Source organism: Nonomuraea sp. IBHARD001 (assembly GCF_056106265.1).
In genome coordinates this window covers 1,494,053-1,517,410 of record NZ_JBWBBW010000002.1, presented here as the reverse complement: position 1 = coordinate 1,517,410, position 23,358 = coordinate 1,494,053, and the positions used below count along the sequence as shown (strand labels likewise).

16 protein-coding genes and 1 pseudogene are annotated in these 23,358 nt (G+C 71.6%); 6 read left to right on the top strand and 11 right to left on the bottom strand.

Features of this window, described 5'->3' with window-relative positions; genetic code table 11:
- Positions 1 to 2: 2 nt before the first annotated feature.
- Entirely contained in the window at positions 3 to 1,547 is a 1,545-nt protein-coding gene (locus ACTWNK_RS09195; protein ID WP_474303444.1) for an acyl-CoA synthetase, read from the bottom strand.
- A gap of 295 nt (positions 1,548 to 1,842) precedes the next feature.
- On the opposite strand from ACTWNK_RS09195, the gene ACTWNK_RS09190 reads away from it, so the two are divergent.
- From ACTWNK_RS09190 to ACTWNK_RS09180, 3 genes are all read left to right on the top strand, one after another.
- Positions 1,843 to 3,729, top strand: a complete 1,887-nt coding sequence (locus ACTWNK_RS09190) for a COG1361 family protein (protein WP_474303443.1) — start codon at positions 1,843 to 1,845, stop codon at positions 3,727 to 3,729.
- 121 nt (positions 3,730 to 3,850) lie between these two features.
- Positions 3,851 to 4,504, top strand: a complete 654-nt coding sequence (locus ACTWNK_RS09185; protein ID WP_474303442.1) for a class F sortase — start codon at positions 3,851 to 3,853, stop codon at positions 4,502 to 4,504.
- A 27-nt stretch (positions 4,505 to 4,531) separates the two neighbouring features.
- Positions 4,532 to 4,681 (top strand): hypothetical protein, encoded by a 150-nt coding sequence (locus tag ACTWNK_RS09180; protein WP_474303441.1) that lies wholly within the window; start codon positions 4,532 to 4,534, stop codon positions 4,679 to 4,681.
- 91 nt (positions 4,682 to 4,772) lie between these two features.
- Here the strand turns inward: ACTWNK_RS09180 and ACTWNK_RS09175 are convergent, their stop codons facing one another.
- On the bottom strand, positions 4,773 to 5,987 hold the full coding sequence (locus tag ACTWNK_RS09175; protein WP_474303440.1) for an FAD-dependent monooxygenase: 1,215 nt from the start codon (positions 5,985 to 5,987) through the stop codon (positions 4,773 to 4,775).
- A gap of 95 nt (positions 5,988 to 6,082) precedes the next feature.
- On the opposite strand from ACTWNK_RS09175, the gene ACTWNK_RS09170 reads away from it, so the two are divergent.
- Positions 6,083 to 6,928 carry a TetR family transcriptional regulator gene (locus ACTWNK_RS09170; RefSeq protein ID WP_474303439.1) on the top strand — a complete coding sequence of 282 codons (846 nt, stop codon included), beginning with the start codon at positions 6,083 to 6,085 and terminating at the stop codon, positions 6,926 to 6,928.
- A gap of 165 nt (positions 6,929 to 7,093) precedes the next feature.
- On the opposite strand, the gene ACTWNK_RS09165 is transcribed toward ACTWNK_RS09170, so the two are convergent.
- From ACTWNK_RS09165 to pgfA (ACTWNK_RS09150), 4 genes are read right to left on the bottom strand one after another with little or no spacing between them, the layout of a single operon-like run.
- Positions 7,094 to 7,852, bottom strand: a complete 759-nt coding sequence (locus ACTWNK_RS09165; protein WP_474303438.1) for an SDR family NAD(P)-dependent oxidoreductase — start codon at positions 7,850 to 7,852, stop codon at positions 7,094 to 7,096.
- Between the two features lie 29 nt (positions 7,853 to 7,881).
- The gene (locus ACTWNK_RS09160; RefSeq protein WP_474303437.1) at positions 7,882 to 9,210 is read right to left on the bottom strand and encodes an FAD-binding oxidoreductase; all 1,329 of its coding nucleotides are present in this window, start codon (positions 9,208 to 9,210) and stop codon (positions 7,882 to 7,884) included.
- Between the two features lie 34 nt (positions 9,211 to 9,244).
- Complete coding sequence (locus ACTWNK_RS09155) at positions 9,245 to 10,159, bottom strand: decaprenyl-phosphate phosphoribosyltransferase (protein ID WP_474303436.1); 915 nt, start codon at positions 10,157 to 10,159, stop codon at positions 9,245 to 9,247.
- A complete protein-coding gene (gene pgfA / locus ACTWNK_RS09150) occupies positions 10,159 to 11,070 on the bottom strand; it encodes a cell envelope lipid trafficking protein PgfA (protein WP_474303435.1) in 912 nt (303 codons plus the stop codon). Before pgfA (ACTWNK_RS09150) ends, ACTWNK_RS09155 begins: the two co-directional genes overlap by 1 nt.
- A gap of 123 nt (positions 11,071 to 11,193) precedes the next feature.
- On the opposite strand from pgfA (ACTWNK_RS09150), the gene ACTWNK_RS09145 reads away from it, so the two are divergent.
- Together ACTWNK_RS09145 and ACTWNK_RS09140 are read left to right on the top strand one after the other, a co-directional pair.
- Entirely contained in the window at positions 11,194 to 12,519 is a 1,326-nt protein-coding gene (locus tag ACTWNK_RS09145; protein WP_474303434.1) for an acyltransferase family protein, read from the top strand.
- Between the two features lie 1,763 nt (positions 12,520 to 14,282).
- Positions 14,283 to 15,023 (top strand): class I SAM-dependent methyltransferase, encoded by a 741-nt coding sequence (locus ACTWNK_RS09140; protein ID WP_474303433.1) that lies wholly within the window; start codon positions 14,283 to 14,285, stop codon positions 15,021 to 15,023.
- Between the two features lie 36 nt (positions 15,024 to 15,059).
- Here the strand turns inward: ACTWNK_RS09140 and pgfA (ACTWNK_RS09135) are convergent.
- The 5 genes and pseudogenes from pgfA (ACTWNK_RS09135) to ACTWNK_RS09115 all read right to left on the bottom strand — a co-directional run.
- A pseudogene (gene pgfA, locus ACTWNK_RS09135) lies at positions 15,060 to 15,938 on the bottom strand (cell envelope lipid trafficking protein PgfA); the annotation flags it as partial.
- On the bottom strand, positions 15,935 to 17,698 hold the full coding sequence (locus tag ACTWNK_RS09130) for a hypothetical protein (RefSeq protein ID WP_474303432.1): 1,764 nt from the start codon (positions 17,696 to 17,698) through the stop codon (positions 15,935 to 15,937). The pseudogene pgfA (ACTWNK_RS09135) and the gene ACTWNK_RS09130, both read right to left, overlap by 4 nt.
- Entirely contained in the window at positions 17,695 to 21,822 is a 4,128-nt protein-coding gene (locus ACTWNK_RS09125) for an alpha-(1->3)-arabinofuranosyltransferase domain-containing protein (RefSeq protein ID WP_474303431.1), read from the bottom strand. Before ACTWNK_RS09125 ends, ACTWNK_RS09130 begins: the two co-directional genes overlap by 4 nt.
- On the bottom strand, positions 21,812 to 23,023 hold the full coding sequence (locus ACTWNK_RS09120) for a glycosyltransferase family 4 protein (RefSeq protein ID WP_474303430.1): 1,212 nt from the start codon (positions 23,021 to 23,023) through the stop codon (positions 21,812 to 21,814). The genes ACTWNK_RS09125 and ACTWNK_RS09120 overlap by 11 nt, the downstream gene beginning before the upstream one ends.
- A gap of 133 nt (positions 23,024 to 23,156) precedes the next feature.
- Entirely contained in the window at positions 23,157 to 23,288 is a 132-nt protein-coding gene (locus tag ACTWNK_RS09115; protein WP_474303429.1) for a hypothetical protein, read from the bottom strand.
- Between the last annotated feature and the right edge of the window lie 70 nt (positions 23,289 to 23,358).

Genomic DNA, 23,358 nt, shown 5'->3' with positions numbered 1-23,358 from the left:
GCTCAGATCGCGCGCTCGCGGCCCGCCCACCAGGGGTCGCGCAGCTTGCGCTTGAGGAGCTTGCCGTTGGGCTCGCGGGGCATCCGGTCGATGAAGTCGACCGTTCGGGGCCATTTCATCGGCGAGAGGCGGCCTTCGAGTGAGGCGAGGAGCTCCCTGGCCAGTTCGGGGCCGGGCACGCAGCCTTGGGCGGGCTCGACGACGGCCTTGATCTGCTCGCCCCACTCCTCGTCCGGTATGCCGAACACGGCGACGTCGGCGACCTTGGGGTGGACCATGAGCTCGTTCTCGATCTCGGCCGGATAGATGTTCACACCACCCGAGATGATCATGTCGGACTTGCGGTCACACAGGAACAGATAGCCCTCGTCGTCCAGATAGCCGACATCGCCGACCGTGAAGTGCTCCCTGAGCCTGGCCGCCGCCGTCTTGCCCGGATCGCCCTTGTACTCGAACGTGGTGCCCGTCATCTTCATGTAGATCGTGCCGGGCGTGCCCGGGGGCACCGGTCGCAGGTCGTCGTCCACGACGAGCAGTTCGGTGATCGGCCAGGCGGCGCCGACCGTGCCGGGGCGCTCGCGCCATGCTTCGGGCGTGGCCAGCGTGCCGCCTCCCTCGGTGGCCGCGTAGTACTCGTAGACGCAGTCGCCCCACCAGTCCAGCATCGCCCGCTTCACCGGCACGGGACAGGGCGCGGCGGCGTGGATCATCCACCGGAGCGAGGACAGGTCGTAGCCGCGCCGCCTGGACTCGGGCAGGGCGAGCAGGCGCTTGAAGTGCGTCGGGACCAGGTGCGAGCTGGTCACCCGATACCGCTCGCACAGCCGTAACATCTGCTCGGCGTCCCAATCGTCCATGAAGACCAGCGTGTGCCCCATGTGCAGGGCGGTGCCGCCGAACTGGGTGACGGCCGTGTGGTAGTTCGGCGCGGTGACCAGATGCGCGTTGGGCCGGCCCGGCGTGACGCCGAACAGGCCGAGCAGGTACGTCATCAACTCGGCGCCGTCGTCGGGGTCGAGTCCGCTGAGCGGGCGCCTGACGCCCTTCGGCCTGCCGGTCGTGCCGCTGGTGTAGTGCATGGTGGCCCCGGCCGTACGGCGTGGCGGTGTTTCGGCCGGGCGGCCTTCGGTGAGGTCGGCGGCGGGGCGGAAGCCGGGGACGCGGCCGAAGGCGAACCTGCGCTCGGCGGGCAGGCCGCGTGCGCCCTTGGCGCCCTCTTCGGCGTAGCGCTCGTGCACGAAGAGGGCCTTCGCCTCGCTGTCGGCGACGATGTGGGCGATCTCGGGCCCGGTCAGATGCCAGTTGACCGGCGTGTAGTACCACCCGGCCTGCAGGGCGGCCAGATAGAGCACCAGGCCGTCGACCCCGTTGGGCGCCATGCCGCAGAAGCCGTCGCCCTCGGTCAGGCCGAGCTCGCGCAGCCCGTCGACCAGCTGGTTGGCCCTGGCCAGCAGGTCACCGGCGCGATGTTCGCTCCCGTCGGGGTCGATCGCGGCGATCCAGCCGGGATCGGCCTGCGCCAGTCTCCAGAAACCGAGCGTGCCCATGGCGGCTCCTCGACACGAACCTGTCCTCGATCGCAGGCGCAGGGTAACGCGCAGGCCATGAACCTAGCAAGCGCTCGCTTTCACACCTGTCCCACGCGTGTACTCCAGTATCACCAACCTCTAACTGTTACGTGATTGATACGGATTCAGGTAAGGAAAGGGTCAAGAAAGGAGCTCTATGACCGCTTTACGTCACTTTCGTCCCATTTGTTGCGAGAGGATGTGCGACGCGAGACGGCGTGTTCCCGAGCCGGGGGTCTCCTGAACCCCGCGTCGTCTCGTCGATTGGGAGATCATGCGTTTCAACAAGTCCCTCGCCGTGGCCGGTGCGCTCGGTCTCGCCGTACTCACCGCAGCCCCGGCCATGGCCGACACCGTTCCCTCCGAGACGCCTTCGGCGGCGACGACCGCGCCGGTCGAGCCTTCTGCTCCCGAGACCGCCGAGCCCTCCGCACCCGCCGAGCCCTCCACTCCGGCCGAGCCCTCCACGCCCGCCAAGCCCGAGCCGAAGCCGGCCGAGACGCCCAAGCCGGTCGTCCCCGCCAAGCCCGCGCCCAGCGAGAGCGCCAAGCCCAAGGCGCCCAAGAGCGCGCCCGCCGACGAGTCCAAGAAGATCGAGCCGCTCTTCGGTATGAGCACCTACGAGGTGAACTCCTCCGGTGAGGTCACGCTCGACATCGTCGGTGACCTGCGCGCCGGCAGCGCCACCTTCTCCTCCAAGGCCTTCGGTCCCGCCAGGACCGTCACGCTGAAGGACATCGGCGAAGGCAAGGGCCGCGCCACCGTCACCCTGCCCGTCGTGCGCACCATCGACGCCGGCACCTACGAGGTCACCGCCAGCCTGGGCGAGTACGGCAGCCGCACGGCGTCGCTCAAGGTCGAGGCGCCCTCCATCGCCCAGCCCCGGATGGGCGTCAGCAGCGAGAGCGTCGAGGCGGGCGGCGAGATCACCGTCGACGTCGTCGGCAACATCGCCGCGGGCGAGGTCATCATCAGCTCCGACCTGATGGCGCACCCGCGTACGCTGCCGCTGAACACGACGCACGAGGCCGGTGTCGGCCGCGCCACCATCCAGCTGCCCGTCGCCGCGAACGCCAAGGCCGGTGTCTACACCGTACGGGCCGACTTCGCGGGCTACGGCCAGGTCAGCCGCGAGATCCGCGTGATCGCGCCGTCGATCACCGAGCCGCGTCTGGGCATGAGCAGCTACAAGGTCAAGGCCGGTTCCAAGGTCACCGTCGACGTCGTGGGCAACCTGCACGCGGGCTCGGCGCTGGTCGGCTCCGACGCCTTCTCCCCTGTCGTCAAGGACGTCCTGCTCAAGGACATCGGCGAGGGCCTCGGCCGCGCCACCTTCGACGTCACGGTCCCAGCGGGCACCAAGGCCGGATGGTACGAGGTCCGCGCCGACCTCGGCCGCTACGGCAAGGCCGTCGGCAGCTTCCAGGTCGTCGAGGCCGCCGTGCCGGTCGTCGGCCTGAAGCTGTCGCTGTCGCCGGGCAAGGTCCAGGCAGGCGGCTCCTACATCGCCGGTGTCACCACGGTGAACGTCAAGGCTGGTACGAAGGTCGTCATCACCACGCCCGACGCCAAGCAGCACAGCGTCACGGTGGACGAGCGCGGCGTCGCCGCCGTCAGGCTGCACGTGCCCAAGCACGCCAAGCCCGGCGTCTACCCGGTCACCGCCAAGCTGCCCGGCGGGCAGAGGAGCACCGCCAAGCTCACCGTGACCAAGCACGTCGTGCCCGGCGCCGACCTGTCGCTGCGGCTGAGCCCCTCGACGGTCCACGCCGGTGACAACTTCACCGCGTTCGCCACCTCGCGCAGCGCCAAGGCCGGAACGGTCGTCACCCTGCGCGACCCCGCGGGCAAGGCGTTCAACGTCAAGGTGGACAGGAACGGCGTGGCCGCGATCCGCTTCCACGTGCCCTCCAGCACCAAGGCTGGCACGTACTCCTTCAGCGCCGACATGAAGCAGGCCAAGAAGGTGTGGGCGAAGCTGACCGTCAAGACCAGGCCGGCCACCTCGGGTGACAAGACGCCTCGCGGCGGCGCCGCGACCGGTGGCGGCTTCGTCATCGCCGAGAGCTCCAGCCTGGGCGGCGTGGCGCTCGGCGGCATGCTGCTGGCGGGTGGCGCGGGCACGGCCATGTTCGGCCGTCGCCGCGCCGAGCAGGACTGACCCGCCCCGCGTTCCCGTGCCCCGGCCGCCGTCCGCAGCGGCGTCCGGGGCACACCCCCATTTTCTTCTCTTCGGATTTCTGCTCCTCTTCGGATTTCTTCTCCTCTCGGAAGGGTGACCGATGGCCATCCCCAACGTCCGCATGCTCTCCGGCGTGGCGACCGCCGTACTGATCTTCAGCGGCGCCGTGATGACCCTCTCGGCCATCGAAGGCGACCCGGTGCCCGCCCAGGCGGCGATCAGCCATCCCTCGACGCCCGTCGCCAAGACCGTCGAGAAGAGCGCGGCGCCTGTCTTCGCCGAGGCGGCCAAGACGTTGTCGCGGTCCGAGCCGGTCAGCATCACCGTCCCCGCGATCGGCGTGCGCTCGGCCCCCGTCGACCCCGTCGGGCTCAACGCCGACCAGACCGTCGAGGTCCCGCCGCTGAACCGCCCGAACCTCGTGGGCTGGTACAAGCACCGCCCCACTCCCGGCGAGAAGGGCCCCGCCGTCCTGCTCGGCCATGTGGACGGGTACGGCAAGCCCGCGGTGTTCTACAAGGCGCACACCCTGCGCCCCGGCGACGCCATCAGCGTCAAACGCGCCGACGGCACCGTGGCCTCCTTCGAGGTCGACTCCCTCGAACGCGTCGACAAGAACGCCTTCCCCACCCAGAAGGTCTACGGTCCGACAGAATCCGCCGAACTCCGCCTGGTCACCTGCGGCGGCGCCTTCGACCGGACAACCGGCCACTACGAGGACAACATCATCGTGTACGCCCATCTGGTGCGCTGAAGGATTCCTCTGGGTCACACTCCAACCATGAAGGTCATCACCCACCATGAGTTCCGCGACAACTCAGCCGCGGTCATGGATGCCGACGACTTCTGCGGCAGCGAGGACCCTGTCCCTCTTGAGGCCATCCGCCGACCTGCCGGATTCTCCGGAGACCACGACGATCACTTTCGTTGAGCTTCATCAGGCCGTCGCTATGGCGAAGGCCTCGTTCTCGCCTCCGGCGGCAATCCTCGCCCCGGGCGGTTCGACTGCATGGTCACTGTGATCACGGTCTGATCGTCTGTTCGTACTGTGTGACCGGGGCTGTGGGGATGCGGCGGGTGGGGTTGGCCAGGAAGGGGAGGAGGCGGAGGGCGTGGGTGGGGAGGTTGAGGGTGCGCATGAGGAGGTTGCGGCGGAGGATGGCGGGGCGGGTGGAGGGGATGAGTTGGGCGGCGCCGGTGCCGGCCAGGCGTTGGGCCTTGGTGGCGAGGGGGCGGTGCAGGTGGTCGTAGCGGGTGAAGGCGGTGTGGTGGTCGCCGGCCGAGGCGTGGAGTTCGCCGGCCAGGGTGTAGGCGCCGATCATGGACAGTGCGGTGCCCTGGCCGGAGAGCAGGGCGGGGGCGTGGGCCGCGTCGCCGATCAGCACGGTGCGTCCGTGCGACCAGGACGGCATCCTGATCTGGGCGACGGCGTCGAAGAAGAAGTCGGGCGCGCCGGACACGGCGGCCAGGAGTTCGGGCAGGTGCCAGGCGTCGCCGGGGAAGGCCTCGGCCAGCAGATCCCTGGGGTCCCGGGCGCCGCCCGAGGTCGCGACGGGCGGGTGGCGGAAGACGAAGATGCCCGTCGCACGGTCGTGGTAGCTGTAGACGCCTGCCATCCGCCCGGGTGAGTTGTGCATGACGACCTGGTCAGGCCGCCCGAGTCGGAGGGGTACGTCGGCGATGGCCACGTAGTACCCCAGGTGTTTGACGAAGCCGATCTCCGGGCCGAACGTCAGGGACCGGACGTTCGAATGCATGCCGTCGGCCCCGACGACCAGGGCGAAACGGCGGGGGCCGCCTCGTTCGAAGGTGACGTCGACGCCGTGCGCGTCGGGGCGCATGGTGGCGATGGAGTCGCCGTAGATGTACTCGACGTCGTCGCGTGTGGCCTCGTGCAGGGTGCGGACCAGGTCGCCGCGCGGGAGTTCGATGTCGCCTGTCGGTCTGAGGGAGCGCATGGCGGCGGTGTCGACGCCGGAGGTGCGCCTGCCCGCGTCGTCGACGAAGGTCATCGCCGCCATCTCGACCTTGGCCTCGCGCAGCGCCGGACCGATGCCCATGAGATCGGCGATCGTCACGGCCTGGCCGCGTACGTCGATGGGATAGCCGCCTTCGCGTGGGCCCTGGGCACGTTCGACGAGGACGGGGCGCATGCCGTACCTGGCCAGCCAGTACGCCAGGACGGGGCCGGCGACGCTGGCTCCGGAGATCAGGATGTCGCGGTTGGTTTCGGGCATGGTGCTGTCCTTCCGGGGAGGTCCGGTCCTGACCAGTGGTCAGGGAATCACCGTACGACCCTGACCGGCGGTCAGGCAAGGGCTAGACTGCACGCGTGAGAGGGACGAGCAGCAGGGAGCGGATCCTTCGGGCGGCGGAGACGCTGTTCGGGGAGCAGGGCTACCAGCACACCTCGGTGCGCGAGATCGCCGAGCGGGTGGGGCTGACCAAGACGGCCGTGCTGTATCACTTCGCCACGAAGGCCGACATCCTGAGTGCGCTGGCCCAGCCGCTGCTCGACGACCTGTCGCATGCCCTCGACGCGGCCACCTCGCCCGACGCCGACACGCTCGGGTGGCAGGTGTGCGAGGGCGTGGTGGAGGTGTACCTGCGGCATCGGCGCTCGCTGCGGCTGGTGCTGCGCGACCTGGCGCTGTTCGTGCAGGAGCCGGTGTTCGGCAGGTTCGTCACCGTGATGACCGAGGCCAGCCGGTTGATCGCCGGGCCCGATCCCGACCTGGGCGCCAGGGTACGCGCGGCGCAGGCCGTCGCGATGCTGAGCGACCCGGTGATCCTGCTGGCCGACGAGCCCACCGACGCCCTGCGCCACGAGGTCCTGACCGGCGTCGCCCGCCTGCTCGACCTCCCGCGCCCCGCCGCCCCTTCCAGAGACGCCGCCCCTTCCAGAGACGCCGCCCCTTCCGGAGACGCCGCCCCTTCCGGAGACACAGCACCCGCCGCACCCTCCGGCGCCGCAGCGCCCGCCGCGCCGCCCACAGCCGCAGCGCCCGCCACACCCACCGGGGAAACAGCGCCCGCACGACCGCCGGGCCGCCCCTCCGCGATGACGCCGGAGGCGATCGAGGCGGCGCGCCGCATGCAGGCGGGAGGCGCGCACACCATGTCCGAGATCGCCGCCGAGCTCGGTGTCTCACGGGCGACCCTCTACCGGCATTTGTGAGACACTAGTTTTGAGACAGCACCCCAGGCGTGCGTCGCCACCCGCGAGTGGGCGAACTACAACACGTTCTAGCCGGATGCGATTCGGCAATACCCGCCAGTAACTTGCCGTGGAACCTGTTCTACTACGACATTTCCCACTAAGTCCCAGAAAAAAGGCAATTACCTACCGAGGCAACTTCCGCCAGACCGCCCTCGGCAGCACGCGCATGATCGCGAACACCGCGCCGAGCCTCCCCGGCACCCACACGCTCTCGGCCCCGGAGCGCAGCGCCAGCACCGTGGCCCTGGCCACCTGCTTGGGCGTCGACGACATCGGCGCGGGCGCCAGCCCCTCGGTCATCCGGCCGATCACGAAGCCAGGCCTGACGATCAGCACCCGCGCCCCGGTGCCGTGCAGGGCGTCACCCAGCCCCTGCGCGAACCCGTCGAGCCCGGCCTTCGTCGAGCCGTAGACGAAGTTCGCCTTGCGCACGCGCCATCCGGCCACCGAGGACAGCACCACCAGCGTGCCGTGCCGCTGCCGACGCAGCACCCTGGCCGCTTGCAGGCCGACCGAGACGTGCCCGCCGAAGTTCACCGCCACCGACTCGGCCGCGGCCACGGGATCGTCGTCGTAGTCCACCTGGCTGCCCAGCACGCCGAACGCCGAGATCACCACATCGAGGTCGCCGACCAGCTCCACCGCCCGATCGAACAGCGGCCCGTGCGTGGCGGGGTCGAGCGCGTCGAAGTCCACGACGTGCACCTCGGCCCCGAGCTTGGCCAGCGCCTGCCCGGCCTCCCGATCGGCCTCACCCCCGCGTACGGCCAGCACCACGCGGCGCGCCCCCTGGCGTACGAGCAGCGCGACCGTCTCCAGGCCGATCTCGCTCCGGCCGCCGAGCAGCAGCACCGAGTCGACGGAACCTAGGGCGTTCTTCACAGAGAGCTCTCCTTGTCAGGACCGGCGGGTCACAGGCGCAGGCGGCGGGCCAGGTCGGAGCGGAAGAGCCCCTGCGGGTCGGCCTCGTCACGCAGGGCGCGCCACTCGGCCAGCCGCGGATAGGTCGCCGCGAGCAACTCGGCCGGCATGCGCGAGTCCTTGGCAAGGTACAGCCGCCCGCCCGCCTCGGCCACCCAGCCGTCGAACTGCCGCAGCAGCCCGGCCAGACCGCGCTGCCGCGTCGGGATGTCGATCGCCAGCGTCCAGCCGGGCATGGGGAACGACAGCGGCCCCGGCGTGCCCTCGCCCATGCGCTTGAGCACCGGAACGAAGGTCACCACCCCCCGTGCGGCCAGCGTCTCGACGATCCTGCGCAGCGTCGCCTCGGCCGCGAACGGCACGACGAACTGGTACTGCACGAAGCCGCGCGAGCCGTACATGCGGTTCCAGCCGTCGACGAAGTCGAGCGGGTGGAAGAACGGCGAGATGCCCTGGTAAACGGTCTTGGCACGCGGCGCCTTCAGGTACCAGGCGTGGTTGAAGGCGCGCACGGTCAGGCCGTTGAGCAGGCCGCCCGGCGCCCACGGCGGCGCGGTGAGCGGTGTCTTCGGCGCGAAGGCCAGCGGGTCCTTCAGGTCGGGCAGCTCGGCCCGGGTGGCGTGGTCGCCGCTGGTCAGCACGCTGCGGCCGAGGCCCGATCCCCGGGCGAGCAGGTCGATCCAGGCGACGGTGTAGCGGTAGCGGTGGTCGCCTTCGGCCATGACGGCGAGGGTCTCGTCGAGGTCGCGGGTGCGGTGGATGTCGACCCTGACCCTGGAGGTCTCGACCGGGATGCAGGTGAACTCGGCCTCGGCGATCAGGCCGGTCAGGCCCATGCCGCCGACCGTGGCCCAGAACAGCGGGTCCGCCGGCGTCAGCGTCCTGGTCTCGCCCGAGGCCAGGACCAGGCGCATGGAGCGCAGGTGCGCGCCGAAGGAGGAGTCGGCGTGGTGGTTCTTGCCGTGCACGTCGGCGGCGATCGCCCCGCCGACCGTGACCTGCCGGGTGCCCGGCGTGACGGGGAGGAACCAGCCGCGCGGCACGAGCGCGGTCATCAGGTCGTGCAGGCTGACCCCGGCCTCGGCGGTGACCACGCCGGTGGCCTCGTCGAGCCGCCATGCGGTCAGGCCGGTGCAGTCGACGACCAGGCCGCCGGAGTTCTGCGCGGCGTCGCCGTAGGCCCGGCCGAGTCCCCTGGCGACCAGGCCCCTGTCGCTCGCGGCGGCGGCGACGAGGGCGGGCAGGTCCTCGGCCGCGCTCGGGCGGGCGAGCGTCGCGGGGGTCGGCGCGGTACGCCCCCAGCCGGTGAGCAGCGTCATGGGGAGTAGCGTGCCATATGCCCCGCCCGGCGGCTCATCCGAGCGCGATCCCCAGGGCGAGCAGCAGGAGCTGGAGTCCGATGAAGACCTGCAGCGGCCTGTCGCGCAGCGCCAGCTCCTCCGGCTCCTCGCCCACTCCCCTGTCGACCAGCAGGTTGTGCCGCAGCACGATGAGGATGAACGGGATGATGCTCAGCCCGAGCAGCGCGCCGGGGTGCTCGTTGAGCGCCCACAGGCAGTACGTGACGATCATCGCCCCCGAGCACATCGCCCGGACGTGGGCGAGATAGCCGGGTGTGTAGGCGGCCAGGATGGCCCTGGTCGCCCCCTCCGAGCCCTGGGCCCGCAGCTCGGCCTCGCGCTTGCCCACGACCAGCTGCAGCGCGCCGAGCGAGATGACGACGAGGAACCAGCCGGTGACGGGCACGTCGACGGCGACGGCTCCGGCGTAGGCCCTGATCACGTGGCATCCGGCCACCGCGACCAGGTCGACGACCTCCTGGTGCTTGAGCCAGTAGGTGTAGGCGAAGGTGAGCGTCAGGTACCCGGTCACGACGGCGGGCAGCTCCCACCCGCCGTTGAGTGCGGCGACCGCGGGGGCGAGCAGGACCAGCAGCACGCCCAGCACCCGGGCCAGCCGTACCGAGACGAGTCCGGCGGCGATCGGGCGCAGGCGTTTGCGGGGGTGCAGCCGGTCGCGTTCGACGTCGGCGGCGTCGTTGAGCAGGTAGGTGCCGCTGGCGGCCAGGCAGAAGGCGGCGAAGGCGAGCAGGGCGCCGCGCAGGCCCGGCGCGGTGAACAGCACCCCCGCGGCGACGGGCGCGCCGAAGACCAGCGCGTTCTTCAGCCACTGCCTCGGCCTGAGCGCCCTGAACAGCGCACGGGCGGAGACGGCGGCAGCCGCCCGCGGCTCGGCGGGCGGCTGCTCCGTGCTCGTCTCCGTCGGCATCAGGCTCCTGTGCGTCTGACCACGAGCAGGCCGCCGATCGTGAACAGCAGGCCGACCACGAGCAGGACCAGCGGGATCGTGGTCTTGATCAGCGTGATCTGGGCCTTGCTCTCCTTGGCGTTCTGGGCGAGGGTGGCCACGGTGTCGTCGGTCATCTTGGCGGCGGCGACGAAGGCCTTGGAGCGCTCGACGCCGTCGGCGCTCTTGAGCACCTCGTTGCGGTCCTGCTCCTGGCGGACGGGCGAGCCGGTGACGGGTTCGATCCAGTACGTGTTCGTGGCCGTGTACACGCGGTCGAGCTGGACGTCTCCCGTCTCGGTCATGCCGAAGACGGCGGCGGGGGCGGTCACACTGGCGATTTTAGTCTCAGGAATGCTCTGTTCGAACTTATAGACAGAAATGCCGCCAACTACCTCATCCCCGACGTACCTCGCCTCGAACGCCTTGCCGGTCACGGCATTGAACACCCGGTACGGCTTGCGCTCGACGTCGAAGGGGAACTTGTAGATCTGGCCGTCCATGATGGCCGCGACCTTGTCCAGGTTGACGCCGCAGCAGGTGATGCCGACGCCCGAGTACTTGTCGAAGGCGCTGCGGCGTTCGGTGAGGCTGATGCCCGGCTTGTTGTTGGTCACGTCGTTGACGGCGGTGAACTCGTCCCAGACGACCCTGGCGCCCGACGCCTGCTCCACGTCGCCTCGGGTCGTCACGGTGATGTCGAGGTCGCCGGTGAGCACCTTGAGGTCGCCGATGCTGAAGTACTGGGCGCCGGTGGCCGACAGGGTGCTCACGCCGTACTGGTCGGCGGGTGCGGCGATGAGTGCTCCGGCGACCTGGAACCGCACGAGCGGCGCCAGGACGATCAAGAACGCCCCGACGGCTAAGAGAACGACTCCGATGAGGCGGCGCATGGATCCTCCTGGGGGGTACTCATGAGTGTTATGAGATGAGGGCCCGAAATGATGAGAAAGCGTTTCTACTGAGCGGTAATGTTAATCCGGCCAGTGACCCACGTCACCAAGGGATGCCGAATAGTGACCGAAACAGGTTCTACTTCGCGGCCCCGCTCCCCCCGCATCGACGGCCACCTCGACGGACTGGACGGGCTGCGTGCCGTGGCCGCGTTCGTCGTGCTGACCTTTCACGTGGCGATGGAGACGGGCGCCGGCCTGGAGGACGGCTTCGCCGCCAGCCTGCTGGCCAGGGGGGACGTCGGCGTTCCGATCTTCTTCGTACTGTCCGGGCTGCTGCTGTACCGGCCGTGGGCCACGGCGCTGCTGCTCGGGCGGCAGGCCCCGCACGTGGGCCGCTACCTGGCCAGACGCGCTGCACGCGTCCTGCCCGCGTACTGGGTCGTGGTGGTCGTGGCACTGCTGCTGTGGGCCGGGCGGCGGGTCTCCGACGCCTGGACCTGGGCCGACATGCTGCTGCTGACCCACATCTACCGGGGCGAGGCCTGGTGGCAGCCCGGACTCGGGCCGCGCGGCCTGGCCCAGATGTGGAGCCTCAGTGTCGAGATCTCGTTCTACCTCGTGCTGCCGCTGCTGGCCTGGGGGCTGGCCGCGTTCGCCAGGCGTGCGGGCGCGGACGTCGATCGCCGGGCCAGGCGGCTGCTGCTCGGGCTCGGTGCGCTGAGCGCCGTGTCCTACGGCTGGACCGTGCTGTCGTTCTATCCGCTCTACCAGCCGCACCTGAACCTCTGGCTGCCGCGCGGCCTGGCCTACTTCGCCGCCGGGATGGCGCTCGCGGTGCTGTCGGTGTGGGCCGTGGCCAGACCGGAGGGCAAGGGCGCCGAGGTGGGCAGGGCGCTCGGCGAGTCGTGGGCGGCCTGCTGGCTGATCGCCGCCTTCGCCTTCGCCGTCGCGGCCACGCCGGTCACGGGGCCGCGATTCTTCGGCGTCGACCACGTGTGGACCGGGCTGTTCGAACTCGTGCTGTACTCCGCCGTCGCCGTGTTCCTCGTCGCGCCCGTCGCCATGCTGCCCGCCGGGCCCTCGCCGCTCGCCTCGCTCATGGGCAACCGCGTGATGCGCTATCTGGGCCGGGTGTCCTACGGGGTGTTCCTGTGGCAGTTCGTCGTGCTCCACCTCTGGTACGACCTCACCGGGCAGGAGCCGTGGACCGGCGGGTTCGCGGTCAACCTGGCGGTCACGGCGGCGCTGACGCTGGTCCTGGCCGACCTGAGCCACCGCCTGGTCGAACGGCCCGCGATGTGGCTAGTCGCCCGTCTCGGGAACCGCCCTGCCGAGGGCCGCGCCGCGCAGGCAGAAGGAGCCGCCGTCCTCGGCGAGGCTGATGCGCAGCCCGTAGCCGTGCTCGCGGAAGGCGAAGAAGAACATGCCGCCGACCTGCCTCGGTAGCACCACCTCCTGACGCTGCGTGCCGAGTTCGGCCACGATCCTGGTCGGCCGGTCGGCGCTGTAGGCCAGTGCGGTGACCGCCTCGTGCCCGCCGAGGGAGAACCACGGCAGCCAGGTCGTGCCCTCGGCCATCGCGAAGCAGTCGCGCCCCTGCGGCGCGGCGGCGAACTGCCCCTCCACCCGCGCCGGAACCAGCCGTCCCGTACGGTCGAACACCAGCGCACGCGCGGTCGGCCCGGGAGCCGCCATGCGCTCGCGCCGCTCCCGTGTGGTCAGCGGCGCCATCACCTTGCTGGTGAGCACGTTGACGCCGAGCCAGGACACCGCGACGCGTCCCGGCACCGTACCGGCGAACACCTCGGCGTCGGCGGGCACGACGGCCAGCGAGGCGGCGGCCCGCTCGAAGTAGGCCCGGTTCTCGTGCGTCCGCACGGTAGGGGCGTACCGCAGCACCGACACGCTCGCCGCCCCCAGCACCACCACCGCAACGCCGATCGCCGCCACCCGCACCCCACGACCGGGCAGCCCCCGGACGAAGGCGTCAGGCTCCCCCCGCAACGCCAGGAACGCCAGCCCGAGGCACAGCACCCACACCGGAGCCGAGTCCGCCAGATAGTGCGACTGCAGCCCGGCGACATGCCCCACGGTCGCCCCACGCCCTCTGGCCACCAGCGCGGACACCACATCGGCCAGCACCAGCCACCCCGCCAGAATCCCCCACGCCCGCCACGCGAACCGCCGATACCGGGACGAGAACCAGACCAGCGCGACGATCAACACCCACGACAGCACCACCACGACCGGCGCTGGATCGGCCCGCCCGCCCACGGAGGGCAGCAACGCCCACTCCCCGAACGCCATCAACGCGCCGCTCACCCCGGCCGGGAACGTCACGCCGAGCATCGTCAGCGCCATCGGCGCCGCGATGTCCGGCACCGGGACGCCCATCCCCTCCCCCACCGAGGTGTGCATGCGCAGGACATAGGCCAGCAGGTGACAGGCGACGACGGCGGCGTAGCCGAGCCAGAGCGCACGGCGCCGCCACCACCACCCGTCCCTGTCGAGGTAGGCGGCGGTGAGCGCGAGCAGCAGCAGCGGGACGAACACGCCCTTGATGAAGAACGCCATCCCGAACGCGATCCAGGCCGCCGCGAACACCGCGTGCCTCCTTTTGCCCTCGCGCACGTGCCTGACATGACAGATGACCGCCATCGGCAGCGCGAGCTGCAGCGGAATGGCGTTGATCGCCGCCGCCCACCAGCCGATCGCGGGCACGGTCAGCGGCACGAAGGCATACAGGGCCACCAGCACCAGCGCCCCGGCCAGCGAGTCGAACAGCAGCCTGCACATGCGGTAGACGGCCAGGACGGCCAGCAGTTGCAGCACGAGCACCACGCCCGAGGCCAGCGCCCAGTCGTAGGGCGCCAGCCAGGTGACGAGCCACACCAGGCCGACCGCGCCGGGCATGAACTTGCCGTCGTAGAAGGCCGTCAGGTGGTCGAGCCCGAAGGCGGAGGTCGCCGCCCTGCCGATCAGGGCGACGTCGTCCTCGGCGAAGTAGCCGTTGGCCAGCACCCTGATCCTGAGCAGCGCCGCCGCGACGACGACGAGCAGCACGACGAACGCCGCGCCCAGGCGGATCCCGGCCGTCCTCACCTTCGCCAAAGCACGCCCTTCCTGCCGAAGCTGCGGCCGAAGATACGGAACATCACTCGGTTACCGCAAGGTAGGCTCTCGCTCCACCCCCCGCAGAAAGGCGGCCCGTGTCCTCGCCCGCACCCTTCCGCGCCGACCTCGCCCGATCGGTGCGCCTGCTCGGCGCCTTCCGCAAGGAGCAGAGCGACCCCGAGTTCTTCTACGGCCTGCTCGCCAGGGACACCGTCGCCCAACTCGGCGCCTACACCGATCTGAACGACAGGCTCGTCCTGGACGTGGGCGGCGGGCCCGGCTACTTCACCGAGGCGCTGCGCGCGGCCGGGGCGCGGTCGCTCTGCGTCGACGTGGACGCGGGCGAGATGTCGGCGCGCGACGGCGTCATCCCCGACGGCGCGGTGCTCGGCAGTGCGATGGAACTGCCGTTCGCCACCGGCTCGATCGACGTGTGCTTCTCCTCCAACGTCCTTGAGCACGTGCCGAGACCGTGGACGATGACCGACGAGATGGCCAGGGTGACCAGGCCGGGCGGACTGGTGTACCTGTCGTTCACGAACTGGCTCTCGCCGTGGGGCGGCCACGAGACCTCCCCCTGGCACTACCTGGGCGGCCACCGCGCGGCCAGGCGCTACGAGCGCACGCACGGCAGACGCCCCAAGAACGTCTACGGCTCCAGCATGTACGCCGTGTCGATCGGCGACGCGCTGCGCTGGGCCAGGAGGAGCTCACTCGTCGACGTGGTCGACGCCCTTCCCCGCTACCACCCGCGCTGGGCCCAGGGCGTCGTCAGGGTGCCCGGCCTGCGCGAGATCGTCAGCTGGAACCTCCTGCTCATCCTGCGCAGGCGCTGACCTCCTGCCAGGCCGGAACGCCGCATAGAGCCCGGCCAGCACGAGCAGCGCCCCCGCGGCCAGCAGGCCCTTGGGCAGGGCGCCCCCGGCCAGGTCGGCCAGCCTGATCGCGGCCCTGGCCCGGTCGAGCAGTGCGGCCACGTCGCCCGGCCTGGTCCTCAGGTCGGCCCGCAGGATCGTGCGCCTGTCCCAGCCGTCGGCGCCGCGCAGCACGTCGCGCCGCCGCTCCTCGACCTTGACCGGGATACCGCTGACCGGCTCGACCCACACCGTCCTGGTGACCTCGGCGTACCTGCGCAGCGCGACCGGCTCCTCGCCGCCCCACAACCCGGCCTCCGACCTCGGCAGGGTGATCGTCTCGCCGACCGGGGCCGCCTTGACCTGCTGGGTGAAGCGGTACACCGGCACGCCGTCGAGCCTGGTCGCCTCCTCGAACCAGGCGGGCACGACCTGTGCGGTGACCGGGTCGAACAGCGGGTAGTCGCGTCTGGCCGTGTGCACCGGCCAGCGGAAGGCCAGGCCTTCGGGCCGGTCGGCGGCGGCGTTGGTGACGTACTCGCCGCAGCAGTGGACGGTCGCGCCGGTGCGCCGGTCGAAGGCGACACGGCGCTGGCGGTAGTCGACGCGCTCGCCGCCGAAGAGGTCGAGGGTGGCGAACTCGGTCCACACGGCGGTGTCGGCGTCGCCCGCGCTCTCGTCGCCGACCAGGTGCGTGGTGGCCGCGAGCGTCACGCCCCTGCGCTCCTTGAGCGTGGCCGTGTCGTAGTAGAGCGCGTCCTCGGCCTCCAGGCGCACCGAGCCCGAGTACGCGAGCGGGTGCCGTGCGATCCGCTCGTGCACGACGTCGGGCAGCAGCAGCGCGAACACCAGGGCGAAGGCCCCGAGCCCGAGCGTGAGCGGCGCGAGCACCCTCATGGCCTGGGCACCGCCTTGCCGACGGTGACGTCGCTGAAGCACATGTGGACCCCTCGGCTCATCTCGGCGACCTGGATGTCCTTGACCCCGGCCGGCGCGGTGAAGAAGATCTGCGCCAGCCCGTTCCCGACCGCGACCGGCGTCCTGCGCCCGCCGATCACGAGCGTGGCACGGCCCTGCGAAGGCGCGAGCGTGCCCAGCCTGACCACACCGCCGAGCGGCATCTCGGCCGGCAGCGGCACCCGGACGACGCCGTCCTGCTCGGGCCAGCACTGCGCGGGCGGCCGCAGCGGCTCGCCCTGCACACTCACCGGCCTGAGCCTGCCCTCGTCGTCGAACACGAGGCCGTCGGCTCCCGCCTGGGGCAGGTAGAGGTGGCGTCTGCGTTCGTCGTCGCCGAGCGGGCCGACGATCCGGGAGATCATCGCGTATTCGGCGTAGGAGGGCGGCAGCAGGTACTCGGGGGCGACCCGGTCGAAGACCGGCCGGTCGACGGGCAGCGTGCGCATCGCCTCACGGGCGTTGGCGATGAAGCTCTGCTTGTTCTGCGCGCCCAGGTAGGAGCCGAACAGGTTCGCCGACAGCACCGAGGCCGTGAGGAACCCCCCGATCAGCACCCCGCCGACTCCGAACCCGATCTCCCGGCTCGGCACCGGCCTGAGGTACGGCTCGCTCTCCCCGGCCAGCGGGAGCAGCAGCAGCCCCACGACCAGGGCCAGCACGGGCACCGCGTCGGCGACGTACCTGGTGTCGTTGCCGGTGAAGGCGCCGAGCAGTTGCGCCCTGCCGACCAGCAGCGGCGCCACCCCGGCGACCAGCAGATAGCCGAGCAGCAACGCCCACACGCCCGCCGCGTGCCGCCGCATCCGGATCGAGGCCACGACGAGCACGGCCACCACCAGGACCGAGGCGACGACCAGGCCGACGGGCGGGCTGGCGGTGGCCCAGTCGGGTGCGGAGAACCACCGCCACGGCCCGCCGAGCACCGACGTGGCGAACGTCGGCCCGACGACCCGCCAGGCCAGATGCAGCGCGGTCACCGGGTCCGGCAGCGTGGCGCCGTCCTGCGAGGCGCCGCCCAGCGTGAGGTAGAGCACGACGTATCCGGCCGCCGCCGAGCCGTACAGCAGCCAGGTCCGGCCGAGCGCGCGGACACGGTCACGGTGGTGGACGAGCGTGAGGGCGAACAGCAGCACCGGGATCACGGCGGCCTTGAGGAAGAACGCCAGGCCGAACAGCACCCACCCGAAGGCCCGCCACGCATATCGGAACTCCCCCGTGCGCACATGCCTGACATGGGCGGCGACCGCCATCGGCAGCGCGATCTGCAGCGGCACGGTGTTCAGCGCGCCCGCCCACCAGGCCAGCACCGGCACGGTGAGCGCGCCGAAGAGGAACACGCCGAGCGGCACCAGCACCGCGGGCCGCCTGCCGAAGAGCACGACGAGCATGTGCAGCAGCGCGAGTGCGGCCAGGCCGTGCCCGGCGAGTGTGACGGCCAGCGCGAGCGCCCAGCTGTAGGGGGCGAGCTGGGTGAGCAGCCAGACCAGGGCGAACGCGCCCGGCATCAGGTGCCCGTGGTGGACGCGGGTGAGATAGTCCAAGGTCAGACCGCTTTCGGCGGCTCTGGCGATGAACTCGAAGTCGTCCTCCTTGAAGTACGCCTCGACGGCGACGGCCCATTTGAGCACCAGCGAGAGTGCGATGAGGGCCGACGCGGCCAGGAGCAGCCCGCCCGGCCGCCTGCCTGCTGGCGTCATGGCCCACTTCCGATCGGTTCGGGCGCGGGCGTGTCCCGCGTGCCCTGTACATCGCGCGTGGCGGCCGCGGCGTCACCACCGGCGGCCACCGCGCCCAGATGGGTCAGGGCGAGCAGGGTGAGCAGCTGGGCGAGGTGGTCCTTGAGCTCTGGCGCCTGAGCCGTCAGGCAGAGCCCGGCGCCGAGCATCAAGGCGACCGGCACGACCCCGGAGGCCGCCCAGGCGGCGACCCCGCGGCCGAGGCCGCGTCCGGGCGCACCGTGCACGGCCGCCGCCCTGAACACCGCGAAGCCCACCACGGTCAGCACCACGCCAGGCACACCCGCGGCGACGAACCCGCAGCCGACCAGCAGCGGCCCCACCACCATGGCCCGCGCCCGCACCGGCCGCAGCACCCGCGTCCGGGCCCGGCGCGCGGGCAGCACGGCGAGCAGCGCCACGACCAGCACCAGCGCGCCACCGCCCGCCAGCGTCCACCGATAGGCCTCGTCCGGCGTGTACGTCAGCGTGACGACGCCCGCCGACCCCGCAGGCAGCACCCAGGCCTGCCGCCAGCCGTCCAGCCTGACCGCTCGCAGCCGCTCGCCCGCGAGCACGGCACGCCACCCGGTGTTGTGGTTCTCGTTGACGACCAGATAGCTCGGCTCGGCGACGTCCACCCTGAGCGTGCGCCGCGACTCGCTCCACGAGCCGATCCCGGCCGCCGTCATGCGCACCGCGCGTTCCTGTTCCTGCCCGTCGGCGACCGGCCTGACGGCGAGCGAGTCGACGCGGTAGGTGTCGGAGGCGGGCGCCGAGAGCCGGGTCGTGCCCGCCGCGACCGCGACCGGCTCGCACGTGCGGAAGGTGACGGGACGGCCGTTGAAGAGGTCGTCGAGCGTGCCGCCGACCACCTCGGTCGCCACGTCGCGCCCGTCGACGGCGAGCGCCGGGCCGAAGCCGCACGGCTGGCGTGCGGGCAGGCCCGGCAGCGCACGAGCGGCCGTCACGCCGGGGATGCGCAGGTCGAGCAGTTCGATCGGCTGACCGGCCGCCGGATGGAACTCGACGGTGAGCGTCCTGGCCTTCAGCGGCGCGAAGTCGAACCAGCCGCTGGCGCCCACCCAGCCGGTGCGCGCCTGGCCGCCGCCGCGAACGGTGATCTTCACAGGCGGCAGGCCGAGGTAGGAGTCGGGGAAGGTGAGCCGCATCAGCGACAGCTCCTTGGCCCGGCCGAGGTCGAGGGTAAGCGCCGGCCGCCTGTCCAGCGGGTTGGCGTACCAGACGGTGCTCCTGTCGCCGTCGACGGCCGAGCGCGCGGTCGCGGCCGGGTGGTCGACGGCGGTGGAGGAGGCCGTGACGTGCGGGTACACCCCGGGCAGGTTGAGCAGGTGGCTCACCGCCGCCGGGTCGGTCAGCACGGCCTGGCCGGTGATCGTCCGCGTCCCGGAGCTCTGCGATTCGTACGTCCGGTCGAAGGCGTTGCCGTCCTCGCCCAGCACCTCGATGCGGGGCGAGCAGACCCAGGCGAACGAGCCCTTCATGCAGGCGGGCACGGCGTCCTGCCGGGTGAGCACGACCGTCGGCGCGCCCGTGCCGTCCTCCCGCACACCGGGTACGGCGAGCGTGCGGGAGGCGCGCACGCCTGCCACCTTCAGCTCCAGGATGCCCGCCCTGCTCGCCGCCTGGCCCTTGACCGGCCGGGCGACGGCGGTGATGCGCACCCTCAGGCGCTGGGTCAGGCCCGGCGGCACGGCGACCGTCTGCTCGTCGGCGTCGGGCCTGACGCCCGCCCGCGTGCGACCGGCGTCGGTCTCGATCTCCACCTGGGTGACGGGCGCCGCGTCGACCGAGCGGTCGAAGGCCAGCACGACCGACCGAGGATCGCGCGGCCCGGCGAAGCGCACCTCCAGCCACTGCCCGACCGCACCCGCCCAGCCGTCGCTGCGCCACCCGGTGCGCATGTCCCCGTCGACGGCGGAGTACGGCAGGCGCCCGGGATCCCTGCTGGTGGGCAGGGCCAGCACGGTCGACTCGGAGGAGGAGGCCGTGACGCCCGCGACGCCTCCGTATCCCGCGACCGTCGTGTAGCGGCTCCACGCGCTGTCGGTGAGGTCGTGGGCGGGCGCGTCCCTGGCGTGCGTCTCGCCCGGCGCCAGCGTGGCCGAGTACCCCCTGCGCACGTCGCTGAAGGAGTGCTGGCGTTCGCGCAGCGTGTCGGTGAGCACGGTGTCCCCGGTCGGCACGCGTTCGGCGCCGGGGTCGTCGCCGACGAGCAGCGGCCTGTCGTCGGTCACCAGCCATTCGTCGGCCAGCGGCAGGATCGCCTCGGGCCCGCCCGTCACCCTGACCGTGCCCGCGATCGGCACCGTGCCCGCCACGGGAGCAGTGCCGACGACCTCGTAGATCTCCAGCGAGTCGTAGGGCTGGTCGTACCAGCCGGAGGCCGTGCTGTTGTGCTCGACGCCGACCTGGGGGCCGTACCCGGCGACGCGGCGCAGGCCCGGGGACTCGCCGATCGCCTCGTGCACCCTGGCGGGCCAGGCGCCGCTGATCGTGGCCCGGTCGAGGTCGTTGCGGACGAGGAGGTACTTCACGCCCATGCGGCGCAGGGTCGCGGTCAGTCCGGCCGAGCCCTGCCCGGCGGAGAACCGGTCGTCGACGGCCCGCAGCAGCCGTGCGCCTCCCGCCGACCCCCAGGGCACGATCGTGTGCGTGGCCCATCGCGCCTTGGTCAGCAGGGGCTGCATCGGCTCGTCGAGCGGCCTGCCCCAGTCGTACTCGCCCCGCCTCGACCCCGGCAGCGCCAGCACCAGCCCGCTTCCCGCGTTGGCGTCCAGCCAGGCGGCGGCCTTCTGCCAGTGCTCGGGGAACTGCCAGAACGCGCCTCCCGTGGACAGCCCGGCGGCGGCGATCGGCGCCACCATGACCCCGGCGAGCCCGGCGACGACGACCGTGAGCGGCGCCCTGACCCGGCCGGAGGCGGCGGCGAGCACGAGCGCCAGGCCCATCGCCAGCGGCAGCCTGACCAGCGCGTCGAACTTGTGCAGGTTGCGGAAGGCGGCGAGCGGCCCGTCGAGCAGCAGCCTGATCGGCTCGGCCAGCGGTGTGCCCAGACCCGAGACGTGCCCGGCCCCGAGCACGGTGACACCGGCCAGCGCCGACAGCACCAGGAACGCCCGGTCGGGATGCCTGCGCACGGCCAGCCCGGCCAGACCGAGCCCGGCGACGAGCGCGGTGACGCCGACGAACCAGGGGTTGAGCGCCAGCGTGGAGGCGGCGGGCACCCACGCCCTGCCGTCCACGGTGAGGAAGCTCAGCCAGCTCGAACTGCCCCGCACCACATTGGCCAGCGACGTCACCGACGTGGTGGCGCTCGCCGTCTCGATGTAGGGCAGGAAGGAGAAGATGTAGGAGCCGAGCAGGAGCAGCGGAAGCAACCACCACAACGACACCGCGAGCACGGCTGCCAGCCAGCACGCCAGCAATCTGAACCGGCCTTCGCCGCGCCTGGTGAGCAGGTAGATCAGCGGCACGACCAGCACGGCGAGCTCGGCGACCGCGTTGACGCCGCCCGCGCAGGCGAAGGCCAGGGCCGACAGGCAGGCGGCCCTGCGCGTGCCGAGCCTGCCGTCGGCCGCGGCCACCAGCGGCAGCATGATCCACGGCAGCAGCGCCGACGGCAGGAACTCCGACGAGTTGATCCCGACCAGCGCCTGGGCGTGCGGCGCGAGCGCGTAGGCCAGCCCCGCGATCGTCCAGCCGGTCGGCGAGCCGATCCTCATCGCCCTGGCCAGCTGGACGATCCCGGCGAAGGCCGTGCAGAGCACCAGGGCCATCCACAGCCGCTGCACGTTCCACGAGGGAATGCCCAGCTCCAGGCCGGCCGCGTAGAAGGGGCCCATGGGGAAGAGATAGCCGTAGGCCTGGTTCTGCAGGTGGCCGAAGTAGCCGTCGTCCCACAGGTGCAACGCCCTGGAGAGGAAGCCCAGGGGGTTGGCGGCCATGTCGATCTTGGTTTCCGACAGGATCCTGTCGGGCGCGGTGTTGAACGCGACCGCCACGAGGAACAGGCATCCGGCCAGCAGCCTGAGCCTGTGGTGGATCCTCCTCGCGTGCACGTCCCGCCCGGCGTCAGCGCTCAAGGCCGGAGAGCTCCGTACGCAGCAGGGCCGTCATGCCGGCGCCGGTTCTGGCCCAGCTGAACTCCTTGGCCCAGCTCAGGCAGGCCTGCCGTACCTCCTCGCGTCTGGCCGGGTCGGCCAGTTCGGTCAGGGCGCGCTCGACCGCGTCCGGCAGGCTCTCGCCCTCGCGGACCAGCCAGCCGGTGACGCCGTCGCGCACCGAGTCGCGCAGGCCCGCTACGTCGTAGGCGACGGTCGGCACGCCGTGCGCCGCCGCCTCGACGACGGTCAGGCCCCAGCCTTCGAACGCGGAGGCGGTGACGTTCAGCACGGCCGCCGAGATGATCGCGTTCTTGGCCCGTTCCTCGACGAAGCCGTGCAGGTGCACCCGCCCGGAGACGCCGAGCCCGTCCGCCAGCGTGCCGAGCGCTTCCAGCTCGGGACCGCGCCCGACGATGTGCACGTGCAGGTCCGGATGCCCGGGCGCGAGATCGGCGGCCAGCGACACGACCCGTTCGGCCCGCTTGTGCCCGACCAGCCTGCCGACGCAGACCAGCACCGGCCGCCCCGGCACGGCGGCGGGCTCGACGGGCCGCGCGGCGTTGCCGCCGTTGGGCACGATCACGATCGGCGCCAGCCACCGCAACCGCTCACGCAGATCCGCACGCGAGGACCGCGAGACGGTCACGGTCGTGGCGCCCCGGTAGACCAGCCTGGCCACCGGCCCTTCGACGAAACACCCGATCCTGGCCAGCCAGCGCGGACAGAAGGCATGGAACTGCCGGTCGTGCACGTGATGCACCAGACACACCACAGGGGTACGGCGGCGCACGACGAGCGGGGCGAAGAACGGGATGCCGTTCATCGAGTCGATGACGACGTCGAAGCGCCTTCGCCGCAGCAGCAGCCAGAGCGGGACCAGCAGATAGACCAGGTAGCGGTTGCCCATCCGGCGCAGCTCGACGCCGTCGCGCCGCTCGCTCGCGGCCTGGCCGGGTTCGCGGCTGGTGGCGAAGTGCACGCTCGCGCCCTGCTCCAGCAGGTACCTGCTGACCTGCCAGGCGTACTCCTCGGCGCCGCCTGCCGCCGCCTGCGCGGGCTCGCGGAAGTTCAGCACCGCCACCCGGACCCCGGCCAGCGCCCGCCCGGCGTCGTCGCCGCCTTCGCGCGGCTTCGGCACGGCGAACGGCGTCGCCTGCGCGTGCTGTCGGGTCAGGACCACGTTCGCTCCTCGGTGTGCGCCGCGGGATGTGCTGGGTGAGGGCATGACGGCATGACGGCATGGCGGAGCCACGCCCCGAACTCGATGGACATGGCCCCGTCAGGCGGTGACGGTCATACGGGAGGCGGAACGATCACCTGGTGCCGTAGTTGTAGAGCGGCTGGTTAGGCGGCTCGGGGGTGGGCGAGGCGACATTGACGACTGCAACGGAGGCCCCGACCGCCAGAACGGCCCCGACGGCCAAGGCAGCGATCACTCGCAACACAGAGCTCTCCCTCCAGATGTGGACGCGCAGTGTGCCGAGAGTAGAACGTGTTCACGCGGGAGGCCAGAGC